At 46.1% G+C, this 18,852-nt stretch carries 18 protein-coding genes; 8 read left to right on the plus strand and 10 right to left on the minus strand.

Annotated features, from left to right (window positions below):
* Window positions 1-555, minus strand: a 555-nt coding sequence (locus A1D16_RS08845; protein ID WP_290709000.1) for a gamma-glutamyltransferase, incomplete at its 3' end; no start/stop codon positions are given.
* A gap of 255 nt (window positions 556-810) precedes the next feature.
* Between A1D16_RS08845 and A1D16_RS08850 the strand changes: the two genes are divergently transcribed.
* The 5 genes from A1D16_RS08850 (at window position 811) to A1D16_RS08870 (ending at window position 8,361) form a co-directional block, all read left to right on the plus strand.
* Window positions 811-3,318: a M14 metallopeptidase family protein gene (locus A1D16_RS08850; protein ID WP_290709001.1), complete on the plus strand. Its 2,508-nt coding sequence runs from the start codon at window positions 811-813 to the stop codon at window positions 3,316-3,318.
* A gap of 84 nt (window positions 3,319-3,402) precedes the next feature.
* Window positions 3,403-5,910, plus strand: a complete 2,508-nt coding sequence (locus tag A1D16_RS08855) for a PIG-L family deacetylase (protein ID WP_290709002.1) — start codon at window positions 3,403-3,405, stop codon at window positions 5,908-5,910.
* A gap of 1 nt (window position 5,911) precedes the next feature.
* Window positions 5,912-6,073, plus strand: a complete 162-nt coding sequence (locus A1D16_RS08860) for a hypothetical protein (RefSeq protein WP_290709003.1) — start codon at window positions 5,912-5,914, stop codon at window positions 6,071-6,073.
* 154 nt (window positions 6,074-6,227) lie between these two features.
* Complete coding sequence (locus A1D16_RS08865) at window positions 6,228-7,925, plus strand: sodium:solute symporter (protein WP_290709004.1); 1,698 nt, start codon at window positions 6,228-6,230, stop codon at window positions 7,923-7,925.
* 10 nt (window positions 7,926-7,935) lie between these two features.
* Window positions 7,936-8,361, plus strand: coding sequence for a hypothetical protein (locus tag A1D16_RS08870; RefSeq protein ID WP_290709005.1), 426 nt, complete (start codon window positions 7,936-7,938; stop codon window positions 8,359-8,361).
* A gap of 107 nt (window positions 8,362-8,468) precedes the next feature.
* Here A1D16_RS08870 and A1D16_RS08875 read toward each other — a convergent pair whose 3' ends face one another.
* Both A1D16_RS08875 and xerD read right to left on the minus strand, forming a co-directional pair.
* Window positions 8,469-9,302, minus strand: a complete 834-nt coding sequence (locus A1D16_RS08875; RefSeq protein WP_290709006.1) for a DUF2911 domain-containing protein — start codon at window positions 9,300-9,302, stop codon at window positions 8,469-8,471.
* Between the two features lie 59 nt (window positions 9,303-9,361).
* Complete coding sequence (gene xerD / locus A1D16_RS08880; protein ID WP_290709007.1) at window positions 9,362-10,273, minus strand: site-specific tyrosine recombinase XerD; 912 nt, start codon at window positions 10,271-10,273, stop codon at window positions 9,362-9,364.
* Between the two features lie 72 nt (window positions 10,274-10,345).
* Between xerD and A1D16_RS08885 the strand changes: the two genes are divergently transcribed.
* The gene (locus tag A1D16_RS08885) at window positions 10,346-10,891 is read left to right on the plus strand and encodes a YkgJ family cysteine cluster protein (RefSeq protein WP_290709008.1); all 546 of its coding nucleotides are present in this window, start codon (window positions 10,346-10,348) and stop codon (window positions 10,889-10,891) included.
* Here the strand turns inward: A1D16_RS08885 and A1D16_RS08890 are convergent.
* Entirely contained in the window at window positions 10,888-11,241 is a 354-nt protein-coding gene (locus A1D16_RS08890) for a YraN family protein (protein ID WP_290709009.1), read from the minus strand. The two genes, A1D16_RS08885 and A1D16_RS08890, sit on opposite strands and share 4 nt — an antisense overlap.
* Before the next feature lie 31 nt (window positions 11,242-11,272).
* On the opposite strand from A1D16_RS08890, the gene manA reads away from it, so the two are divergent.
* Window positions 11,273-12,490, plus strand: coding sequence for a mannose-6-phosphate isomerase, class I (gene manA, locus A1D16_RS08895; RefSeq protein ID WP_290709010.1), 1,218 nt, complete (start codon window positions 11,273-11,275; stop codon window positions 12,488-12,490).
* Between the two features lie 49 nt (window positions 12,491-12,539).
* Window positions 12,540-13,112, plus strand: a complete 573-nt coding sequence (locus A1D16_RS08900) for a DUF6580 family putative transport protein (protein WP_290709011.1) — start codon at window positions 12,540-12,542, stop codon at window positions 13,110-13,112.
* Window positions 13,113-13,115: 3 nt separating this feature from the next.
* On the opposite strand, the gene A1D16_RS08905 is transcribed toward A1D16_RS08900, so the two are convergent.
* From A1D16_RS08905 to A1D16_RS08930, 6 genes are all read right to left on the minus strand, one after another.
* On the minus strand, window positions 13,116-14,123 hold the full coding sequence (locus tag A1D16_RS08905; protein ID WP_290709012.1) for a cyanophycinase: 1,008 nt from the start codon (window positions 14,121-14,123) through the stop codon (window positions 13,116-13,118).
* Between the two features lie 20 nt (window positions 14,124-14,143).
* Window positions 14,144-14,980, minus strand: coding sequence for a maleylpyruvate isomerase N-terminal domain-containing protein (locus A1D16_RS08910; RefSeq protein ID WP_290709013.1), 837 nt, complete (start codon window positions 14,978-14,980; stop codon window positions 14,144-14,146).
* A 10-nt stretch (window positions 14,981-14,990) separates the two neighbouring features.
* Complete coding sequence (locus A1D16_RS08915; protein ID WP_290709014.1) at window positions 14,991-16,175, minus strand: MFS transporter; 1,185 nt, start codon at window positions 16,173-16,175, stop codon at window positions 14,991-14,993.
* An 8-nt stretch (window positions 16,176-16,183) separates the two neighbouring features.
* On the minus strand, window positions 16,184-16,663 hold the full coding sequence (locus A1D16_RS08920) for a GNAT family N-acetyltransferase (protein ID WP_290709015.1): 480 nt from the start codon (window positions 16,661-16,663) through the stop codon (window positions 16,184-16,186).
* Between the two features lie 57 nt (window positions 16,664-16,720).
* Entirely contained in the window at window positions 16,721-17,185 is a 465-nt protein-coding gene (gene rnhA, locus A1D16_RS08925) for a ribonuclease HI (protein ID WP_290709016.1), read from the minus strand.
* A gap of 59 nt (window positions 17,186-17,244) precedes the next feature.
* On the minus strand, window positions 17,245-18,852 hold a 1,608-nt coding region (locus A1D16_RS08930; RefSeq protein ID WP_290709017.1), incomplete at its 5' end, for an acyl-CoA carboxylase subunit beta.

Below are 18,852 nucleotides of genomic sequence, written 5' to 3' on the forward strand. Positions count from 1 at the left end.
CTTCCCGTACTGGTGCGATTGCCAGAGCCCCGCTACAGTGCCCGGAACACCGGCAGCCAGGTGGCCTTGCTGGCTTTTGGTCAGGTTCGGACTGCCATCCGGGTTCAGGTACATATCCCGATGTGCTTTGGCAGGGGCTTTTTCCCGGTAATCCAGGGCAAGTTGCTGTCCATTGGCAAGATGTGCAACCAGGAAACCTCCTCCTCCCAGGTTGCCGGCGCCGGGGTAAACCACTGCCAGTGCTAATTGTGTAGCGATGGCTGCATCAATGGCATTGCCGCCTTTTTGAAGGATACTTATGCCGGCCTGGCTGGCCAGGGGATGAGCAGAAACAACTGCTCCATTTCTTCCGGTGGCGGTTTTCTGAATGCTATAGGCAAAGGGCGAAATGTCGGTTTGCGCCTGGAGACTAACTCCCAGGAGACATCCGGCGAGTACGCCAAAATATCGGGTTTTCATCTCCCGAAAATAATAAAATCCCTTCACCGGCCCCGGGCCACTTTTCCGGTAAAATGCATTCCAGGTAACGTTGCTGGTAGGAAATGCAGCAGCCATTGCTCAAAATGAAATAATGCCGAATTATTGGGGGCAATCCTGGGAATAAAAAAAGCGCATAGTCATGTAGTTTTTCCTGAATTGTGCAGGTTTATCTGCTTGCATGAGCGCTTTATAATTCGGTAATCACCCGGTTTTTTATACGGATGCTGCAAGGGCTGAATATACTTTTCCTCGGGTAAAGGTGAAGATGAGCCGACCGGTGAAAGAAGATAATGCTTAGCTTCGGAACTAAAATTGAATAACACAGCATATATGAGAAGGATAATTTATTTGGTTGGAATGCTTATACTGGTTAATGGCATTCAGGCACAATTGAAATCTCCGGAACAGTTTCTGGGGTATAAAGTGGGTACGAAATATACCCCGCATTACAAAATTGTTCAGTATTTCCAGCACCTGGCGAAAGAAGCTCCTCAGCAAATGAAGCTGGAACAGTATGGAGAAACCAATGAAGGCCGTCCTTTGTTACTGGCAACCATCGCCAGCGCAGAAAATTTAAGCAATATTGAATCCATCCGGCTGAATAACCTCCGCTTGGCCAATGCCTCGCGCGATAGGGCGGCTCCTGTGGAAAATGCCCCCGCCATAGTTTGGCTCAGTTATAATGTACACGGCAACGAAACATCTTCTTCGGAAGCTGCCATGCTTACCGCCTACGACCTGGTAAATTCGTCAAATGCAAAAACCCAGCAATGGCTGCAGAACACGGTGGTGCTCATCGATCCCTGTCTGAATCCGGATGGCCGCGACCGTTATGTAAATTGGTATACTACCGTTATCGGACAAACCATCAACCCTCAGCCCCTGGCTCGTGAACACCGTGAACCATGGCCTGGTGGAAGAAGTAACCATTATAATTTTGACCTGAACCGTGATTGGGCCTGGCAAACCCAAAAAGAAAGTCAGCACCGCCTGAAAGTATACAACAGCTGGCTGCCCCAGGTGCATGTTGATTTCCATGAGCAGGGTATTAATGAACCATATTATTTTGCCCCGGCTGCGGAACCTTTTCACGAGGTAATTACCCCCTGGCAACGTGAATTTCAGACAATGATTGGTAAAAATCATGCCCGTTATTTTGATAAAGAAGGATGGTTGTATTTTACCAAAGAGCGGTTTGACCTGTTTTATCCTTCTTACGGCGATACCTACCCGACCTATAACGGCTCAATTGGTATGACCTATGAGCAGGGAGGCATCAGGGCAGGGCTTGGTATCATCAATGAAGACGGTGATACCCTTACGCTGGTGGATCGGGCACAACATCATTATACTACCGGGCTTAGTACGGTAGAAATCACTGCCCAAAATGCGGTTCGGGTAGTAAAAGAATTCAGGACCTATTTCAATAATGTTATTAATAAGCCAGCCGGCGAATTTAAATCCTGGGTAATTAAAAACGATGGTACCGATCGCGTAACGCGGTTAACCACCCTGCTGGATAAGAACCTGATCGACTGGTCCTATGCAACTGCAGGAAACAGCAATGGACTTAATTATTTTACCGGTAAACAGGAAGCGTTTAAAACCGAGCCGGGTGATATCGTCATTAACCTGAATCAATCAAAAGGGAACCTGATCAAAGTATTGTTCGAACGTAACTCTGCCATCACCGATTCGGCAACCTATGATATTACTGCCTGGTCGATGCCTTATGTATATGGATTAAAAGCCTATGGAGTGGCTGGTTATACTACAAATACCACCAAAACCGCGCCTGCAGAAACAGCTGCTTCCGTTGTTGCCAATGCGTATGCGTATGCCATTAAATGGGACGGCTTGCACAGTGCTAAATTTCTGGCAGCAGCCTTACAAAATGGGTTAAAGGTTCGTTATACAGAACAGCCTTTTCAAATCGCCAATCAGACCTTTGAGAAAGGATCATTATTGATAACAAAAGCTTCCAATGGCGCAAGACCCATACAGCAGGAAGTGGAAAAAATTGCAGCCCTTACCGGCTCCAAAGTATATGCTGTGCCATCTGGGTTCGTGGACAAGGGATATGATTTTGGGTCCAGTAGTGTGCGCATTATTAATGCACCGAATGTGGCCGTATTAGCTGGTGATAATGTATCATCACTTGGTTTTGGGGAGCTATGGCATTTCTTTGATACCCAGTTAAAATACCCGGTTACGGTACTCAGCGCCAATGATTTCCTGCGGGAAGGGCTGAATAAATTTAATGTGCTGATACTGCCAGAGGGTAACTACGAATTTTTTACCCGCAAAGAAACCAACGAAGAGTTGAAAGCCTGGGTGCGTAGGGGAGGAAAAATTATTGCGCTCGAAAATGCGGTGGCACAAATGGCCCGTGCAGATTGGGGTATTAAGCTAAAGGAGGCGGATGATAAAAAAGCTGATCAAAAGGTTGACTACTCTGTGCTAAAAAAATATGAAAACAGGGAACGCGATTGGCTCGTCAACAGTATGCCTGGCTCAATTTTCCGCCTGGAACTGGATAATTCGCATCCTCTTGGTTTTGGTTATCCGACCTATTACTACAGCCTCAAACAGGATGGTGCTGTCTACGAGTTTTTCAAAGAAGATGGCTGGAACGTAGGCATTATTAAACGCGATAACTATGTCAGCGGTTTTGCCGGAAGTGAAATCCGTACCAAACTGAACGATGGACTATTAATCGGTGCGCAGGATATGGGCCGCGGGCAGGTGATCTATTTCGCCGACAACCCCATATTCCGTAGTTTCTGGGAAAATGGTAAGCTCTTGCTCTCTAATGCTGTTTTTTTAACAGGACAATAAGATATTCATGGGTCGGGCGGCACGGGTCGGGTGCCACCCGACCCGTGAAGTTTTGTATTTTCAGGTTTCCACTGATGACAGATTATGATTAAACATTTACTCACCATTTTATGGTGTGGATTTCTTCCCCTTGCACTTGCCGCACAAAAACCGGCAAACCTGTCCTCTGCAGAAATTCTGCAAGGGCTTCAAAAACTTCGTGTGGTAGGATCGGTGCTCTATATTGCGGCACACCCCGATGATGAAAATACCCGACTGCTGGCCTACCTGGCTAATGAACGAAAGTACCGCACCGGTTATCTCTCCCTGACCCGCGGAGATGGTGGACAAAACCTTATCGGCGATGAGCAGGGCGTATCACTGGGATTGATCCGCACACAGGAACTACTGGCCGCCCGCCGGATTGATGGCGCCGAACAATTTTTTACCCGGGCGTTTGATTTTGGTTTCTCCAAATCAACCGATGAAGCACTCCGTACCTGGAATAAGGAAAAAATCCTGGCCGATGTGGTTTCGGTTATCCGGCGCTTTAAACCAGACGTAATTATAACACGTTTTCCGCCCGATTCGCGAGCAGGACATGGGCACCATTCCGCGTCTGCAGCCCTGGCAATTGAAGCTTTTAAAGCAGCCGCTGATCCCAAGCAATTTCCCGAACAATTTGTTTTTACCGAGCCGTGGCAAGCCAAACGTATTCTCTGGAATACCTATAATTTCGGATCTGTTAACACGCAACTGGAAGATCAGTATAAAATAGACGTAGGACTTTTTAACCCCTTATTAGGGAAAGGGTATGGCGAAATTTCTGCAGAAAGCCGCAGCCAGCATAAGAGTCAGGGATTTGGTGTGCCGGCCCAACGTGGCAAACAATACGAATATTTTTCTCACACAGACGGTGTTCCGCTTAGCAATGATTTATTTGATGGTATAATAAGCGACTGGTCGAGGGTACAGGCAACAGCAGTTAACACCGCCATCGACTCTATTATCCGGGCGTTTAACCCGCTTGAACCGGCTGCTTCGGTTCCTGCCCTGGTTAAATTATACAACAGGCTCGAACAAAATGTACGCGATTATTACTGGAAGAATAAAAAGAAAGCGGAAGTTCAGCTGCTTATCAATGCCTGCCTGGGTTTTTATGTAGAAGCTGTAGCCAGTCAACAGCTTGCTGTAACCGGAGATTCAATTCAGATCAGTTTTAATAGTATCAATACCAGTAATTTTCCTGTTACTGACCTGGTATTGGAACTGGAAGATACCAGTTTCCAATTTGCACCTCTCGCCGCCAATAATGAATACCTCAGTAAAAAAATAACCCACCGGGTGGTGGAAGATTTCAATAAAACCCAACCTTATTGGTTACGTGAACAAATGGATACCGGCAGTTTTACGGTTAAACAACCCGAACTGATTGGTAGTGCGGAATTGAAGTGGGATGATTTTGAACTTCGCTATAAAATAGGACAAACCGAATTCCGGCAACGAATCCCGCTACAATATAAATACACCGATCCGGTAAAGGGTGAAATTTACCAGCCGGTGCTGGTAGTGTCTCCGCTTGCACTTGGTGTTTCACCTTCTGTAGTGCTGAACAACCTGCTTCCCAAGCACCCGCAATCACTTCAATTATTTTATAAAAGTTATCGCCAGCGCGATACAGCCAGCGGTAGATTTGTATTTGATTTAATAGAAGGCAACCGAACAACGCAAAAAAGTTTATCCTACCGGTTACCACAGCCGAAAAATACGCTGCAGTCTGTTTTACTGCCCCTGGATACGCTGTTTAAAACCAAAGCTCCCGACAAAATTTATCCCTGGGTGGAGGTGAGGGAAACAAATCGGAGCTTACGGTTCAATAACGGCCTTAAACTGATCCAATACGACCATATTCCTACGATTCATTTTTTTCTGCCTACCAGTTTAACCGTTATCAACGAGGAAATCAAAGTGGTGGGAAAAACCATCGGATATATTCCCGGTTCAGGCGATGCCATTCCGGAAGCTTTACAGCAAATGGGTTATTCGGTAGTACAGTTGGATGAAGCCACCCTGGGAGCTTATGACCTCGGCCGACTGGATGCCATTATTACCGGCGTTCGTGCCTATAATATAATGGAATCGCTCTCCAATCATTACAACAAATTGATGGCCTATGTTGAACGTGGAGGGAACCTGATCGTTCAATACAATACCTCCAATCAACTAGGGTCTGTGAAATCAAAAATCGGCCCGTATAATTTCAATATTTCACGTACCCGCATAACGGATGAAAATTCGCCGGTAAAATTTGTAAATCCTACTCACCCTGCATTGAACTTCCCCAATAAAATTACCTTAAAGGATTTTGAGGGGTGGAAACAGGAAAGAAGCATTTACCATGCGGCAGACTATGATAGCCGCTATGAAACGGTATTGTCCATGAATGATCCGGGGGAAGGGCCAGAGGAAGGAAGCCTTATCATTGCTAAGTACGGAAAAGGGTATTTTACCTACACCGGGCTGGTGTTTTTTCGCCAGTTACCGGCAGGTGTGGCCGGATCATACCGCCTGCTGGCCAACCTGATCGGCCTCAACCAGAAAAAACTTTTTTAGAATGGCTGCAAATTCAAACAGCAGACGAGATATTGGAATCGGATTGGCTATTGCTATTGGCCTTATTATCGGCATTTTCATAAAACGCGTTCATATTGGATTGCTCATCGGACTTGGGATCGGCCTGCTTAGCGCAGGACTGATTTCCGGCAGAAAAAAATAAGCATCACCAGTCGGCTGCGATCCGACCGGTGAGAAAAAACTAGCCATATGGAAAAAATACCCGTTTTCAAAACCTGGAAAGCCTGGTACGTTTTTGTACTTGCATTCCTGGCTGCTCAGATCATTGCTTTTCACTTTTTTACCCGCTATTTTTCATGAGTACCATCGATTGGGCCATATTAGTGGTGATGCTTTGCGGTATCATCTTTTATGGATTGTATCGCAGCGCCACCAGCAAAAATCTGGACGGCTATTTTTTGGGAAATCGCTCACTACCCTGGTATATGGTATTGCTGAGTATTATGGGTACCCAGGCCAGTGCGGTAACATTTATATCGGCTCCCGGCCAGGCGTTTGATGACGGCATGCGCTTTGTGCAATATTATTTCGGGCTGCCGATTGCCATGGTGGTGATATCTATTTTTTTTGTTCCAATTTTCCATGGTCTTAAAGTATATACGGCCTACGAATACCTGGAACAGCGGTTCGACAAAAAAACCCGTACGTTTACTTCCCTGCTTTTCTTACTTAGCCGGGGGCTTTCTACCGGTATCAGCATCTATGCGCCATCCATTATCCTATCTTCTTTATTGGGATGGAATATTTACATGACTAATATTTTCATGGGTGGATTGCTGATCATCTATACCGTAACAGGCGGAGCCAAAGCGGTTGCCTATACCCAACAGTTGCAATTGGTGATTATTTTTTCCGGCATGTTTATAGCGGCTTATATGATGGTACACCTGCTGCCGGAAGGGGTAGGATTTATTGATGCGTTGAAAGTAAGCGGAGAAATGGGAAAACTGAATGTGATCACCAGCGGTCAGGGTTCCCAGGGGTTTGACTGGTCTGACCGTTACAATATCTGGAGCGGTACCATTGGTGGCTTTTTTCTTGCCTTATCCTATTTTGGTACGGACCAAAGCCAGGTAGGCCGTTATTTAACCGCAAAAAGTTTAACAGAAAGCCGTATCGGCTTACTTATGAACGGCATCGTAAAAGTGCCTATGCAGTTTGCCATCCTCTTGATCGGTGCATTGCTTTTTACATTTTACCAGTTCAATCAGGGACCGATTTTTTTCAATCAGGCAGTATCTACCCAGGTGGTGGATGCTGGTGCCAGGCAGGAGTTGAATACGCTCGAAACGGCGTTCAACCAAAAATCGGCTGAGCAATCGGAATTGGTGAGCCGTTATATCAAGGAGCCCGATAATAGCGCTCTTGTTGAAACCTTTAAAGCTAATCAACAGGAACTGCAGCAATACCGCAAAGACTATAAGTCAACCCTTAAAAAAGCAGCTCCACTGGCAGATGTAAACGATACCAATTATGTATTCCTGCGCTTTGTGGTAGATCATCTTCCTGAGGGAATTGTCGGTTTGCTTATTGCAGTAATCTTCCTGGCTTCCTGGGGCAGTATTGCAGCAGCCTTAAATTCTCTTTCGTCCAGCACAGTAATCGATCTACATAAACAATACGCTAAAAAAGAACAAACTCCCCTGGAAGAATACCGCATGTCAAAATGGTATACGCTTGGCTGGGGGGTATTTGCTATCCTAACCGCTCAATTCGCCAATAATATGGGTAGTCTGATTGAAGCGGTGAACGTGCTGGGCTCGCTGTTTTACGGCGTTATCCTGGGTATTTTTCTGGTAGCTTTTTTTTGCAAATGGGTAGGCGGAGCGGCAACTTTCTGGAGTGCGATCATTACAGAAGCACTGGTGATTCTCTTATTTTGGAAAGGGAATATGGCTTTTTTATGGTTGAACATGATCGGCGCAGCTGTACTGGTGGTACTGGCGATACTGTTACATGCAACGTTTGTTAAAATACAGCGGTCAATGAAATAAATAGCTGAATATGAAAAGACTACCGGTTGTTCTCGGGCTGCTTTTTGCGGGTTTAATTACTTCCTGCAAAAAAGATTCTGTCGGAAATGGCCGGGAACTGATAGGCAGTTGGGTAGACATCAACCACAACTCGGATACCCTGGTTTTTTTCAACCAAAACGGAACCGTTATTCTTTTCGATAACTCATTAAGCTACCGGACTATCCGTGCCAACGGCATTTTGCTACCTTCCGGTATTAATCAATACGAAGTAAAACTGGGAGAAAATGAATTGATTACCCGGGCGGTGAACAGTGGTTTGCCAGAAGGAGAAGGATACTATTCCGCAAAACTGGAATGGCATACTGGCAAACGGGAATTTAGTGTGGAACCCAATGGATTCCGCCCTTACCTCAGTTGCCTGGGCTGTCCACAACGGTTTCGCAAAATAGATTAATCTAGGACGGTTAATAATTGAGGAAAGTTGAATCTGTGGGGTAAAAAAAGAGGCTGATTAATTTTCAGCCTCTTTTTTGTGAGATTTTTGTATTGCTGTGAAGCCAGTTATTTTAAGGTAGCCAGCAGTTTTTCATTTAATGCAACATAGTCATCGTTCTTAGCAGCTTTAGCTAACTCAATTGATTTCTTTGCTGCTGCTACTGCCTCTGCTTTTTTGCCCAGCTTTGCCAGGCAATTGGCCCGTTGGTGGTGTACCCAGAAAGCAGATGGATTTTGCTCGGTGGCTTTGGTTAGCCAACCCAATGCTTTGTTCAGATCTTTACCATTTTCAAGGTAATACATAGCTGCCGGGAAATAGGGGAACTTGTCGGTTTTTTCAAGTTCACTTATCTGGGCCATGATTTTACCATCAATATTGGCTTTAATTGGTACTGTTACGGCAGTTTTATCCCACACGATGTCAAGATTCATGCTGGTGGCCTGAATATTATCAAAACCGATCATGAAATTTTCAATGGAGAAAGGCAGGGTTTCCGGACGAACTGTTACGCGGGCAACATCCTGGTCCTGTTTGTAGGCAGCCGGACTAGTAACATCCAGTTGTTTGGTAAGAATAATAACCCATTCAGATGCGCCTGGGATGGATAATAACCCATATTTGCCTGCCGGTACTTTTTTGCCACCGAATTCAACGTCTTCACCGAAGGTAATGGTGGTAGCTCCGTTAGCACCGGTACGCCATACTTTACCATACGGTACCAGGTCTCCGAAAACGGTACGGTTCCTGACAGCCGGACGAGAGTAGGAAACTTCCACGGTAGACAATGCAAATTCTTGTTTTATTTGAGTAGACGGACTCGGTTGAGGAGTCTTAAGCTGGGCCTGAGCTCCCTGCAGCAAACAAAAGGCCACAGACAGAGTGAGAACAATTTTTTTCATGATAGCTGATTTAATGTGACAAATATAACGGGGTACGAAGCTAATTGTTTATGATGGATTTATTGCTTCATTCTGCGAAAGGCCGGGTGAAAATCATGCAGGGTAGTCCGAAGAAATTCCCGGTCAAGATGCGTATAAATTTCGGTGGTGGTAATGCTTTCATGACCCAGCATTTCCTGTACCGCCCGCAGATCGGCACCGCCTTCTACTAAATGAGTGGCAAATGAATGCCGGAAAGTATGGGGGGAGATTGATTTTTTAACGCCGGCCAATTGGGCAAGTTCTTTGATCAGTAAAAAAATCATCACCCTGGATAAGCCTTTTCCCCGGCGGTTCAAAAAAAGAATATCCTCTGCTCCGGGCTGAATTTCCTGGAAAGCCCGCACCTGCTGCATATAGAGCTGGATTTGCCGGATAGCTTTTTCACCGATCGGAACCAGTCTTTCCTTGTTACCTTTTCCAATTACGCGTATAAAACCACTATCGAGGTACAGGCAGGAAATCTGGAGATTCACCAGTTCGCTCACCCTTAACCCGCAACTATACATGGTTTCCAGAATAGCTTTGTTTCGTTCCCCCTCGGGTTTACTCAGATCAATGGCAGCTATCAATAATTCTATTTCTTCAAAGCTTAATGTGTCGGGAAGAGCCCTTTTTAGTTTAGGGGCTTCCAATAAAGCCGTGGGATCTGTTTTCGTGATTTGTTCCAGCAAGCAATACCGATAAAAGCTTCTCAAACCTGATAAGATCCTGGCCTGTGAGCTTTGGGTCATGCCCAGTTCAGCAATCCATCTTAAAAACTGCTGTAGCTGTTCTTCTTCCACCTGGTCGGGCCTAACTGACAGGTTATGGAGCTGGAGGTACTGCGTTAACAGTGCCAGATCATGCAGATAGGCGGTTACTGATTGGTCGGCCAGCGATTTTTCCAAACGCAGCCAGGCTTTAAATCCTTTTTTATAGGGTTCCCACATTATTGCACCGGTATAAGCAGCAAATTAACGCATTGAATCCTTTATATTGCGTTTTCTTAAATAAGCGAACGAATGGAGCTGGCGACTAATCCCCGTGCTGTTAACCTGCGACAGTTTAAAAAGCAGGTCGTTGAAAACAAACGTAAAATGAAACGCTTTCTTACCAAACTGGAGAATGAACGGCCCAGGGGATTGGATAAAATAACGCCTGTACTTGAGCAGGAGGTATGGACAGAAGTGGATTGCCTTACCTGTGCCAACTGTTGTAAAAAAATGAGCCCTACGTTCACGAAAAGCGATCTGGTTCGTATTTCAACACATCTTAACATGACGGTGGATGCTTTTAAGGAAAAGTGGTTGTATTTCGATAAGAAAGACAAGGACTGGATGAATGTAAAGCAACCTTGTCAGTTTCTGGATACCAGTACTAATATGTGCAGTATTTACGAAGTTCGTCCGGCCGATTGCGCAGGCTTTCCCCACTTAAGTAAAAAGAAAGCGGTTGACTATATGCATGTGCATAAGCAGAATATAGAATATTGCCCGGCTACTTTTAAGATGGTGGAAAAAATGAAAGCCGCTTTATCACTGGTACAGATCAGCCGGTCTGCCCGCTAGGAGAGGTCCTCAAAATAGTGGATTTCCGTATTTTCTCCAGACATATCAATGGCGAGCACATCAAAACTAATGCGTTTCCATTGGGGATGAAGTTCCAGAAAAGCGGCTGCTGCAGCCTGCATATTTTTGAGTTTTTTTGCATGAACTGCATTTTCAGGCAAACCATACTGTTGCCGCATACGCGTTTTTACTTCGGTAAAATGTAATACCTGCTGATACCCTGAAATAATATCAATTTCGCGGCGCTGGTATTTCCAGTTACGATGTAAAACCTGGTGCCCCAACTGTTGAAGATAATCAACGGCCTGCTGCTCGCCATAGCTGCCTGTTCGAATATTAGCGTTTTTCACTCTCTGATTTTAACTTATTTTCGACCTCGTTATGGATATTCAAAATAAACTATTTGATCTGGAAGGTAGGGTACAACCCTATCAATGGGGTGGATATACCTTTATTCCGGCCTTGTTGTCACTTGAGGAAAACACCGGTAAACCAGCCGCTGAATATTGGCTGGGTGCGCATACACAGGCCCCTTCCATTGTTAACGGAGCAACACCGTTGGACCAACTGATTCAGCAACATCCGCAATTACTGGGGCAGGAGGTAAGAACCCGTTTTGGCCGCCTTCCTTACTTACTAAAAGTGCTGGATGTAAAGGATATGCTGAGTATACAAGTGCATCCAAGCAGAGAAAATGCCCGGAAAGGTTTTGCAGCAGAAAACGAAGCGGGTATCTCCATCACTGCTTCCAATCGTAATTATAAAGATGATAACCACAAACCAGAACTGGCCTATGCGCTCAGTGAGTTTTGGTTATTACATGGCTTTCGGAGCATTGCGCTGATGAAGGAAACCCTGGCTGCACGGAAAGAACTGTGCTTCCTGTTGCCGGTGTTTGGAGAGGGCGACTATGCAAATTTATACCGCACCGTAATGGAAATGCCGGAAGCTGAGGTAGTGCAGCACCTGCAACCCCTGCTGGATCGGATTCTGCCCTTGTATGAGGCCGGCGATTTGCCCAAATCCAACCCGGATTTCTGGGCAGCCAGGGCAGCTAAAACCTACAACGAGCCAGGTCGGATCGATCGCGGAATCTTCAGCATCTACCTGCTAAACCTGGTTAAAATGAAAAAAGGGCAAGCTATTTTCCAGGATGCGGGCCTCTTGCATGCCTACCTGGAGGGGCAGAATGTGGAAATAATGGCCAATTCCGATAATGTTTTAAGAGGCGGACTAACCCCTAAGCATGTGGATGTGCCCGAATTGCTGAAACATGTACAATTCCAGGAATGTATTCCGAACCTGCTAGACGGAACCCCGGTTCAACCACATGAAAAAGCATTTCTTACACCGGCCGATGATTTTGAATTGCACCAGATAGAACTGGCTGAAGGAGAGGGGCTTAAATTGACCGCTTCTACAGTAGAAATTCTGCTGGTATTGGAGGGAACCCTTGAATTAACGGAGCAGGATTCCGGTTTTGTGCATACCTGCGGAAAAGGACAATCGGTACTCTTAACCGCTGGTGGGGAAATAGAAATCCGGGCGCTGGGCTATAGCCAGGCTTTCCTGGCAACGGTACCCGCTGCTACCAAATGAAAATCCCCTATTTTTGTTGCTGGTTCCTAACTTTTGAGCTTATAGAATTATGAAACTGAACAGATCATTTATAGTATCCTTTGTGCTGCTGATTGTGGTAGCTGCTGTATACCGTGTTATCCCGGTTCGCCCCTTAGGCCTGCTAAGTTTTGCACCCCAGATAGCCATGGCATTATTCGGAGGTGCACTAATAAAAGATAAAAAATGGGCTTTTGCATTGCCTATTTTTTCCATGTTCCTGAGTGATTTGCTGTTTCATGCACTGTATAAAGCAGGTATTACCACCACCGCGGGTTTTTATAATGGTCAGCTTTGGAACTATTTCCTGTTTGCTCTAATGGTGGTAATCGGCTTCCTTATTAAAAAAATCAATGTGCTGCAGGTGGGGTTGGCAGCATTGATAGCACCAACTATTTTCTTTGTATTGTCGAATTTTGGCGTTTGGTTGTTCGGCGGCGGATGGGGGCATCCACAAACAGCGGAAGGGCTCTTGTTAACCTATAAAGATGCTATTCCTTTTTATCAGGGTAGTGTGTACGCAACCTTATTCTTCAGCCTGGTATTGTTCGGTGGCTATTTTTTGCTGAATGGAAGCAAAAAAATAGAACTGGCGCAAAACTGATTGCTATTCGAGTTTCCCGTTTTTTATGCTGTATCGGCGAAGTGTGCCTCCCTGGCGCTCCTTCCAATTTGTTAGATTGAACCGGCCGTTTCCGTGTTCGGCTCCTTTGATAACATAAACCTGGATCGGTTTGTTCTTTCCTGTCCATTGCAAAGCTTCACCAGGTTCGCAAACAACAGGTTTGCCTGGCAGATTCCAGACGAACCAGGCTTCATTCGTACCAAAAACGGTAGCAATACCTTTTTCATCGATGGCAACGGCAGTTTTTTCATCTACCCCAATTCCCTTCGCCAGTTGTATCGGTTCTTCCACCAGTAATCTTGCCAGCCAGGAAAAATGCCGGCCCTGGCGGTTTCGCTGACTATAATGTGAATCGGTTATGGTTGCCTGTAAGAAATTTGCAGTAAGAAAATCACTCCGTCCAATACTATTACTAATATGATAAGGGCTTTCCAGTGCTTCCGCTGATTGAATGGTATTGTATTGTGCAGAAAAATAGTATTCTCCCAAAATGGCACAGCCAGCGCTTGTTCCACCGACGGGTACTTTTTTGGTATTGATCAGGTAATTGATAGCATCTTCTACCGGGCTATTCTTCCAATAGTTTACATAGTTCCATTGGTCGCCGCCTGCAATGAACAACATTTCGGCTTTTCTTATTTTATCGGCAACCAGGGGCAGGTACGCTTTTTCTCGGCTGTTGATCAGGATTGTTTCGACCGAATTGATCGATCCAAGTTCATACAGGTACTGATTATAACCATCTGCGCCGGAGGAGCGTATAACCACCACATCTCCACCACCACTGCGGTCAATCATCCAACGCATGGCTGCCGTTACATCTGTACTTCCACCTGCCAGCAGTAATCCAGGTTGGGTACGGGCTTCAACATCTGCTGAATCCCCGGTTAAAAACAATTGCAAAGGTTCTGCAGGCGATGCAGGTTGAACGGGTGCAGCCGGCTGCAACCATAAAAAATAGGCAATCAGGAATTTGAGAGGGCTAAGCATAGCGGCATAAGTGGTTTAGATTAGGCCATAACGGCAATCATATTAAGGGCTGGCCTGGCCAGGTCAGGATCACCCTCAATGTTAATCATCTTTGTTGAAGTGAGGGGCATTTCTTCCGGCCGGATACCTTTTGTAAACAATTTCCAGGCAATTTCCGGCTCCAGGCGGAGAGTCGTGTGCGAGATCCCATTCTCTGCCAGTTTCCAACCATCGGATGTTTTTTGAAGGAACCAATGGCCGCCCGCAGCACCTCCGACAATCAGTTGTAAAGTGGTTCCATAGGCCGCGTCGGTATGGCGGTATTGATGAGGAAGGCCTCTCATCATCGTTTGCAGAAAAGGATGATAGAACTCCCGCGACAATAGGGGGGCTGTCTGGTTTAATGCATCCCGGATCTGTGCCTGATGATGCCATTTTTCCGTGTATTCGCGGGCCAGGTGAAACCAGTTGGCGGACTGCTCCTCTCCGGCCCATGCCACTCCAAATACAGCCGGTGCAGCCAGATCCAACTGCTGGTAATGCCTTGTTACAGCCGGCCCCGTGCAATCCAGCAAAGAAATAAGCAGAGAGGGGCTTATTCTTTGGCAGGCTTTTACCCAGTCAGCATTCAGTTCATTTAACCAGGCAACCAGGTCTGCATAAGATTCCAGGGCAGGCGGGGTTTCTCCAAAATATTGATCCCTTCCCATCGATAAACTACGCAAATTGCCATCCAGGAGGTGGGCAGCAATATCTTTTATGGTCCATTTTTTTGCCAGGGTAGGCCGTTTCCAGTCATCTATCGTACAAGAGCGCAAACAATTGATCAATAGTTCATCCAGTTTCGAAAACAAATGTGTAACAGCTATTGGTACCATATAAAAGAGCTTATGGGTTATTCACCGGTCGGGTGGATCCGGCTGGAGAAAGGTAGCGGTTTTTCCAGGCAACCAATGCAGCCAGTAGGGCAAGAAAAAAAACGAGGCTCAACCCGGTGGCGAGCGAATAGCGCTCGGATAAAATTCCAATCAAGGAGGGGCCGGCCAGAAATCCCAGTAGTCCGCCACTGGCAACTGCGGATAACCCGCTTACTGCGCTTACTCCCGGTACTTTGGTAGCAGTGCTGAATAAAATCGGTACTACACAGGAAAATCCTAATCCGATCAGGGTAAAGCCGGCAATGGAAACAGCAATGGAACTGGTACTGATGGCCAGTAGATAGCCAAGCGCTGCAATCATGCATCCGCCCACAGCTACTTTTTTATTACCTAACCTGGGAATAATGGTATCGCCATTAAACCGGCAAATTGCCATTGCTGCAGAAAAACCGGCAAAACCAATTCCTGCAATCGCTTTGGTACCGTTTAAGGATTCTCGCAGGTAGATAGCACTCCAGTCTGCCACACAACCTTCACCCATGAACGTTACAAAACAGATAAAGGACAGGCCGACTACCCCTCCTTTCGGTAAGCTAAAACTGCGTTCTGAATCAATACGGTGGTTATGAGCCAGTAAATCTTTACGAAGAAATAACAACCCGGTAGCCAGCACCCCGACCACCACCAGAATCTGTGCAGTTGCAGGTACCTGCCAGAGATAAAACAGGGATGCCAGGCCTGCACTGATGCCTCCTCCTAAACTATACATGCCATGGGAAGTGCTCATCAAACGTCGCTCAAGTTGCTGTTCCAGCTTGCCTACCATGGCATTGCTGGAAACACCGTTTAGAAAACCAGTGAGACCGGTTGTAAAAAGTGCAATCATTAATACCGGTAACTGGTTAGCTGATACCTGTACAATATAGGATAGGCAATAAAAAAGGGATCCATAGAACATCCAGGTGCCGGCATTCAGGCGACGAAAAATTTGTGGTGCAATTACCACTCCAGTTAAAGCGCCTAAAGGAGCCAGTAGCAGTGTTAAGCCAAGGGTGGCATCTGTAAGGCCTAGTCGTTCTTTGGTTTGAGGGATGGCAGCTACCCATATACCAAGCAAAATACTGGAAACGGCAAACAGGTATCCAATGCTTAAACTGGTACGTTGTCGCAGGTATTGAACAGTATTGGTAAACATGCCTGGGCTTATAGATTTTTGATCAGTACCAATTGGTGCCTGCAAACTATGCCATCCTCAACAATGGGTTCGGGATAATGAAGGGTGAAATAGTTCCAGCGGATATCTGTTAGGTCAAACCCGGCCTGCTGGTAAAGTTGAAAAGGCTGGATGCTTGAATTTCCGGTACATACCTGCAGTTCGGTAAAACCAAGGCGTTTGGCCCTGGAGCCTGCTTCTTGTAAAAGCAATCGTCCGATACCTTTTCTTCGGTAACCAGGCGCAACTGCCAGTACCTTAATCTCCGCTTTTGTTTTGCTTTCCGGTGATAAGGCCAGTACACCAGCGGTAAACTCCTGGTGTATTGCGGTTATAACCAGGCAATGAGGCAGGTAATCAAGCACTTCCTGTTCATTCGGATCAGCCAACAGAATCAGTTCCATGGGCGGGGCTGCTGAATCGGGTAGTGTTTGGATGCTAATATCAGTGGTTGGTTTGAGATCGCTCATAAATCAAATATCCAATAAATAGCGGTTCCTGCAACACCATCGAAAACTCTATTTCTTTCAGGGATTTTCTGCTTCATAACCAGCGTCTATCAGCAGGTGTTTGCTGTCTGCCGCCGTAGTGGCCAGCAGGTCGCAGCGGTTATTATAAGGATTGTCGGCATGGCCTTTTACCCACTGAAACCGGATCTGGTGTTGTTGTGAAAGCGCATGAAAACGGGTCCACAAATCGCGGTTTTTTTTGCCTCCCTTGAAATTGGTTGCTATCCAGTTTTTCAGCCAACCCTGTTCAACGGCTTTTACTACGTATTGGCTATCGCTGTAAACGGTAATCCGAAGTCCTTGTTTGTTCAGCGCTTCAAGTCCGGCTATTACAGCCATCAATTCCATTCTGTTATTGGTTGTTTTGCGATATCCCTGGGCCAGTTCCTTTTCTTTTGCTCCCCATTTTAATATGGTTCCATAGCCACCGGGACCAGGATTTCCTCTGCTGGCGCCATCGGTGTAAATAATTAGTTCACTCATTGCAAAGACGATGTAGTGAATAGTGTCGTTGAATACTGCACTGCTTCACCGTTTTGTAGTTATGTTTGAAATACCCCTGTTTTAAGTGGGGGGATAGTTGGGTTATTATTCGCTGCTTCAATACCTGCTGCAATAACCTGCCTGGTTTGTACTGGATCTATAATTTCATCTACCCACAACCGGGCCGCTGCATAATAGGGCGATGTTTGTTCGTCATATTTTTTCTTAATCGATTGTAAAACCTCTTGTTCCTGTTCAGGTGTTACTTCCAGTCCCTTTGCTTTCATTGAAGCTACCTGGATCTGCAGGAGGGTTTTGGCTGCCTGATCACCGCCCATTACGGCAATTTTAGCAGTTGGCCAGGCGTAGATAAAACGTGGGTCATAGGCTTTTCCACACATGGCATAATTGCCCGCTCCATATGAATTGCCTACAATAATGGTGATTTTAGGTACTACCGAATTAGCCACGGCATTCACCAGTTTGGCGCCGTCTTTGATGATGCCAGAATGTTCACTGCGGCTGCCCACCATAAAACCGGTTACATCCTGCAGAAAAACCAGCGGAATTTTTTTCTGGTTGCAATTCAGGATAAATCGAGCCGCTTTGTCTGCACTGTCATTGTAGATCACTCCCCCCATTTGCATTTCTCCCCGCTTACTTTTTACGATCGTTCGCTGGTTGGCAACAATGCCCACGGCCCATCCTTCAATTCTTGCATAACCACACACAATTGATTTTCCGTATTCCGCTTTGAATTCATCAAATTCAGCATCATCTACCAGGCAGGCAATCAATGCACGCATCTCATACGGTTTTGTGTTTCCTTCCGAAAGTAGGGTATATATTTCCTCGGGCAATTGTTTAGGCGGCTTGGGAGCAGCCCGGTTGAATCCGGCAGAAGCTGGTGCACCCAGTTTCCCCATGATTTTTTTTATTTCATCCAGGCATTCTTTTTCTGATGAAAATTTATAGTCGGCAATTCCCGAAAGAGCGTTATGGGTGTCTGCACCGCCTAGCGTTTCTGCATCAATATCTTCACCAATAGCCGCTTTTACGAGGTAGGGGCCTGCAAGAAAAATAGAGCCATTTCCCTCTACCATCAGCGTTTCATCGCTCATAATGGGCAGGTAAGCTCCTCCTGCCACGCAAGGCCCCATTACGGCAGCTATCTGGGTAATTCCCATCGCACTCATACGGGCATTGTTCCGAAATATGCGGCCGAAATGTTCTTTGTCGGGAAAGATTTCATCCTGCATGGGCAGAAAAACGCCCGCACTGTCTACCAGGTAAATAACCGGTAGGTGGTTTTCCATGGCAATTTCCTGCAGCCGCAGGTTTTTTTTACCGGTAATCGGGAACCAGGCCCCAGCTTTTACGGTTTGGTCATTAGCTAGCAGTACACATTGCCGGCCACTCACATAACCAATGCCGGCCACTGTTCCACCAGCCGGGCAGCCGCCCTGTTCTTCATACATTTCATAACCGGCAAAACTGCCGATTTCAAGGAATTGGGACCCTGCATCGATCAGATAATTGATTCTTTCACGAGGGGTTAGCTTGTTTTTTTCATGTTGCTTCTCAATGGCTTTTTTTCCGCCGCCGAGGGCTATTTTTTCTTTGCGCTTTCTCCATTCACTCAGCAGCAATTTCATGGCATCTTCATT

Origin of the sequence: Flavihumibacter sp. CACIAM 22H1, assembly GCF_001601815.1 — a bacterium.
Classification (GTDB): domain Bacteria; phylum Bacteroidota; class Bacteroidia; order Chitinophagales; family Chitinophagaceae; genus Flavihumibacter.

What these genes read in the sequence shown, in the direction of transcription:
- A1D16_RS08865 (WP_290709004.1), top strand. Translation starts at nt 6,228, where the DNA reads ATGAGTACCATCGATTGGGCCATATTAGTGGTGATGCTTTGCGGTATC.
- A1D16_RS08870 (WP_290709005.1), top strand. Translation starts at nt 7,936, where the DNA reads ATGAAAAGACTACCGGTTGTTCTCGGGCTGCTTTTTGCGGGTTTAATT.
- A1D16_RS08860 (WP_290709003.1), top strand. Translation starts at nt 5,912, where the DNA reads ATGGCTGCAAATTCAAACAGCAGACGAGATATTGGAATCGGATTGGCT.
- A1D16_RS08920 (WP_290709015.1), bottom strand. Translation starts at nt 16,663, where the DNA reads ATGAGCGATCTCAAACCAACCACTGATATTAGCATCCAAACACTACCC.
- manA (WP_290709010.1), top strand. Translation starts at nt 11,273, where the DNA reads ATGGATATTCAAAATAAACTATTTGATCTGGAAGGTAGGGTACAACCC.
- A1D16_RS08875 (WP_290709006.1), bottom strand. Translation starts at nt 9,302, where the DNA reads ATGAAAAAAATTGTTCTCACTCTGTCTGTGGCCTTTTGTTTGCTGCAG.
- A1D16_RS08855 (WP_290709002.1), top strand. Translation starts at nt 3,403, where the DNA reads ATGATTAAACATTTACTCACCATTTTATGGTGTGGATTTCTTCCCCTT.
- A1D16_RS08910 (WP_290709013.1), bottom strand. Translation starts at nt 14,980, where the DNA reads ATGGTACCAATAGCTGTTACACATTTGTTTTCGAAACTGGATGAACTA.
- A1D16_RS08915 (WP_290709014.1), bottom strand. Translation starts at nt 16,175, where the DNA reads ATGTTTACCAATACTGTTCAATACCTGCGACAACGTACCAGTTTAAGC.
- A1D16_RS08850 (WP_290709001.1), top strand. Translation starts at nt 811, where the DNA reads ATGAGAAGGATAATTTATTTGGTTGGAATGCTTATACTGGTTAATGGC.
- A1D16_RS08900 (WP_290709011.1), top strand. Translation starts at nt 12,540, where the DNA reads ATGAAACTGAACAGATCATTTATAGTATCCTTTGTGCTGCTGATTGTG.
- A1D16_RS08885 (WP_290709008.1), top strand. Translation starts at nt 10,346, where the DNA reads ATGGAGCTGGCGACTAATCCCCGTGCTGTTAACCTGCGACAGTTTAAA.
- A1D16_RS08905 (WP_290709012.1), bottom strand. Translation starts at nt 14,123, where the DNA reads ATGCTTAGCCCTCTCAAATTCCTGATTGCCTATTTTTTATGGTTGCAG.
- rnhA (WP_290709016.1), bottom strand. Translation starts at nt 17,185, where the DNA reads ATGAGTGAACTAATTATTTACACCGATGGCGCCAGCAGAGGAAATCCT.
- xerD (WP_290709007.1), bottom strand. Translation starts at nt 10,273, where the DNA reads ATGTGGGAACCCTATAAAAAAGGATTTAAAGCCTGGCTGCGTTTGGAA.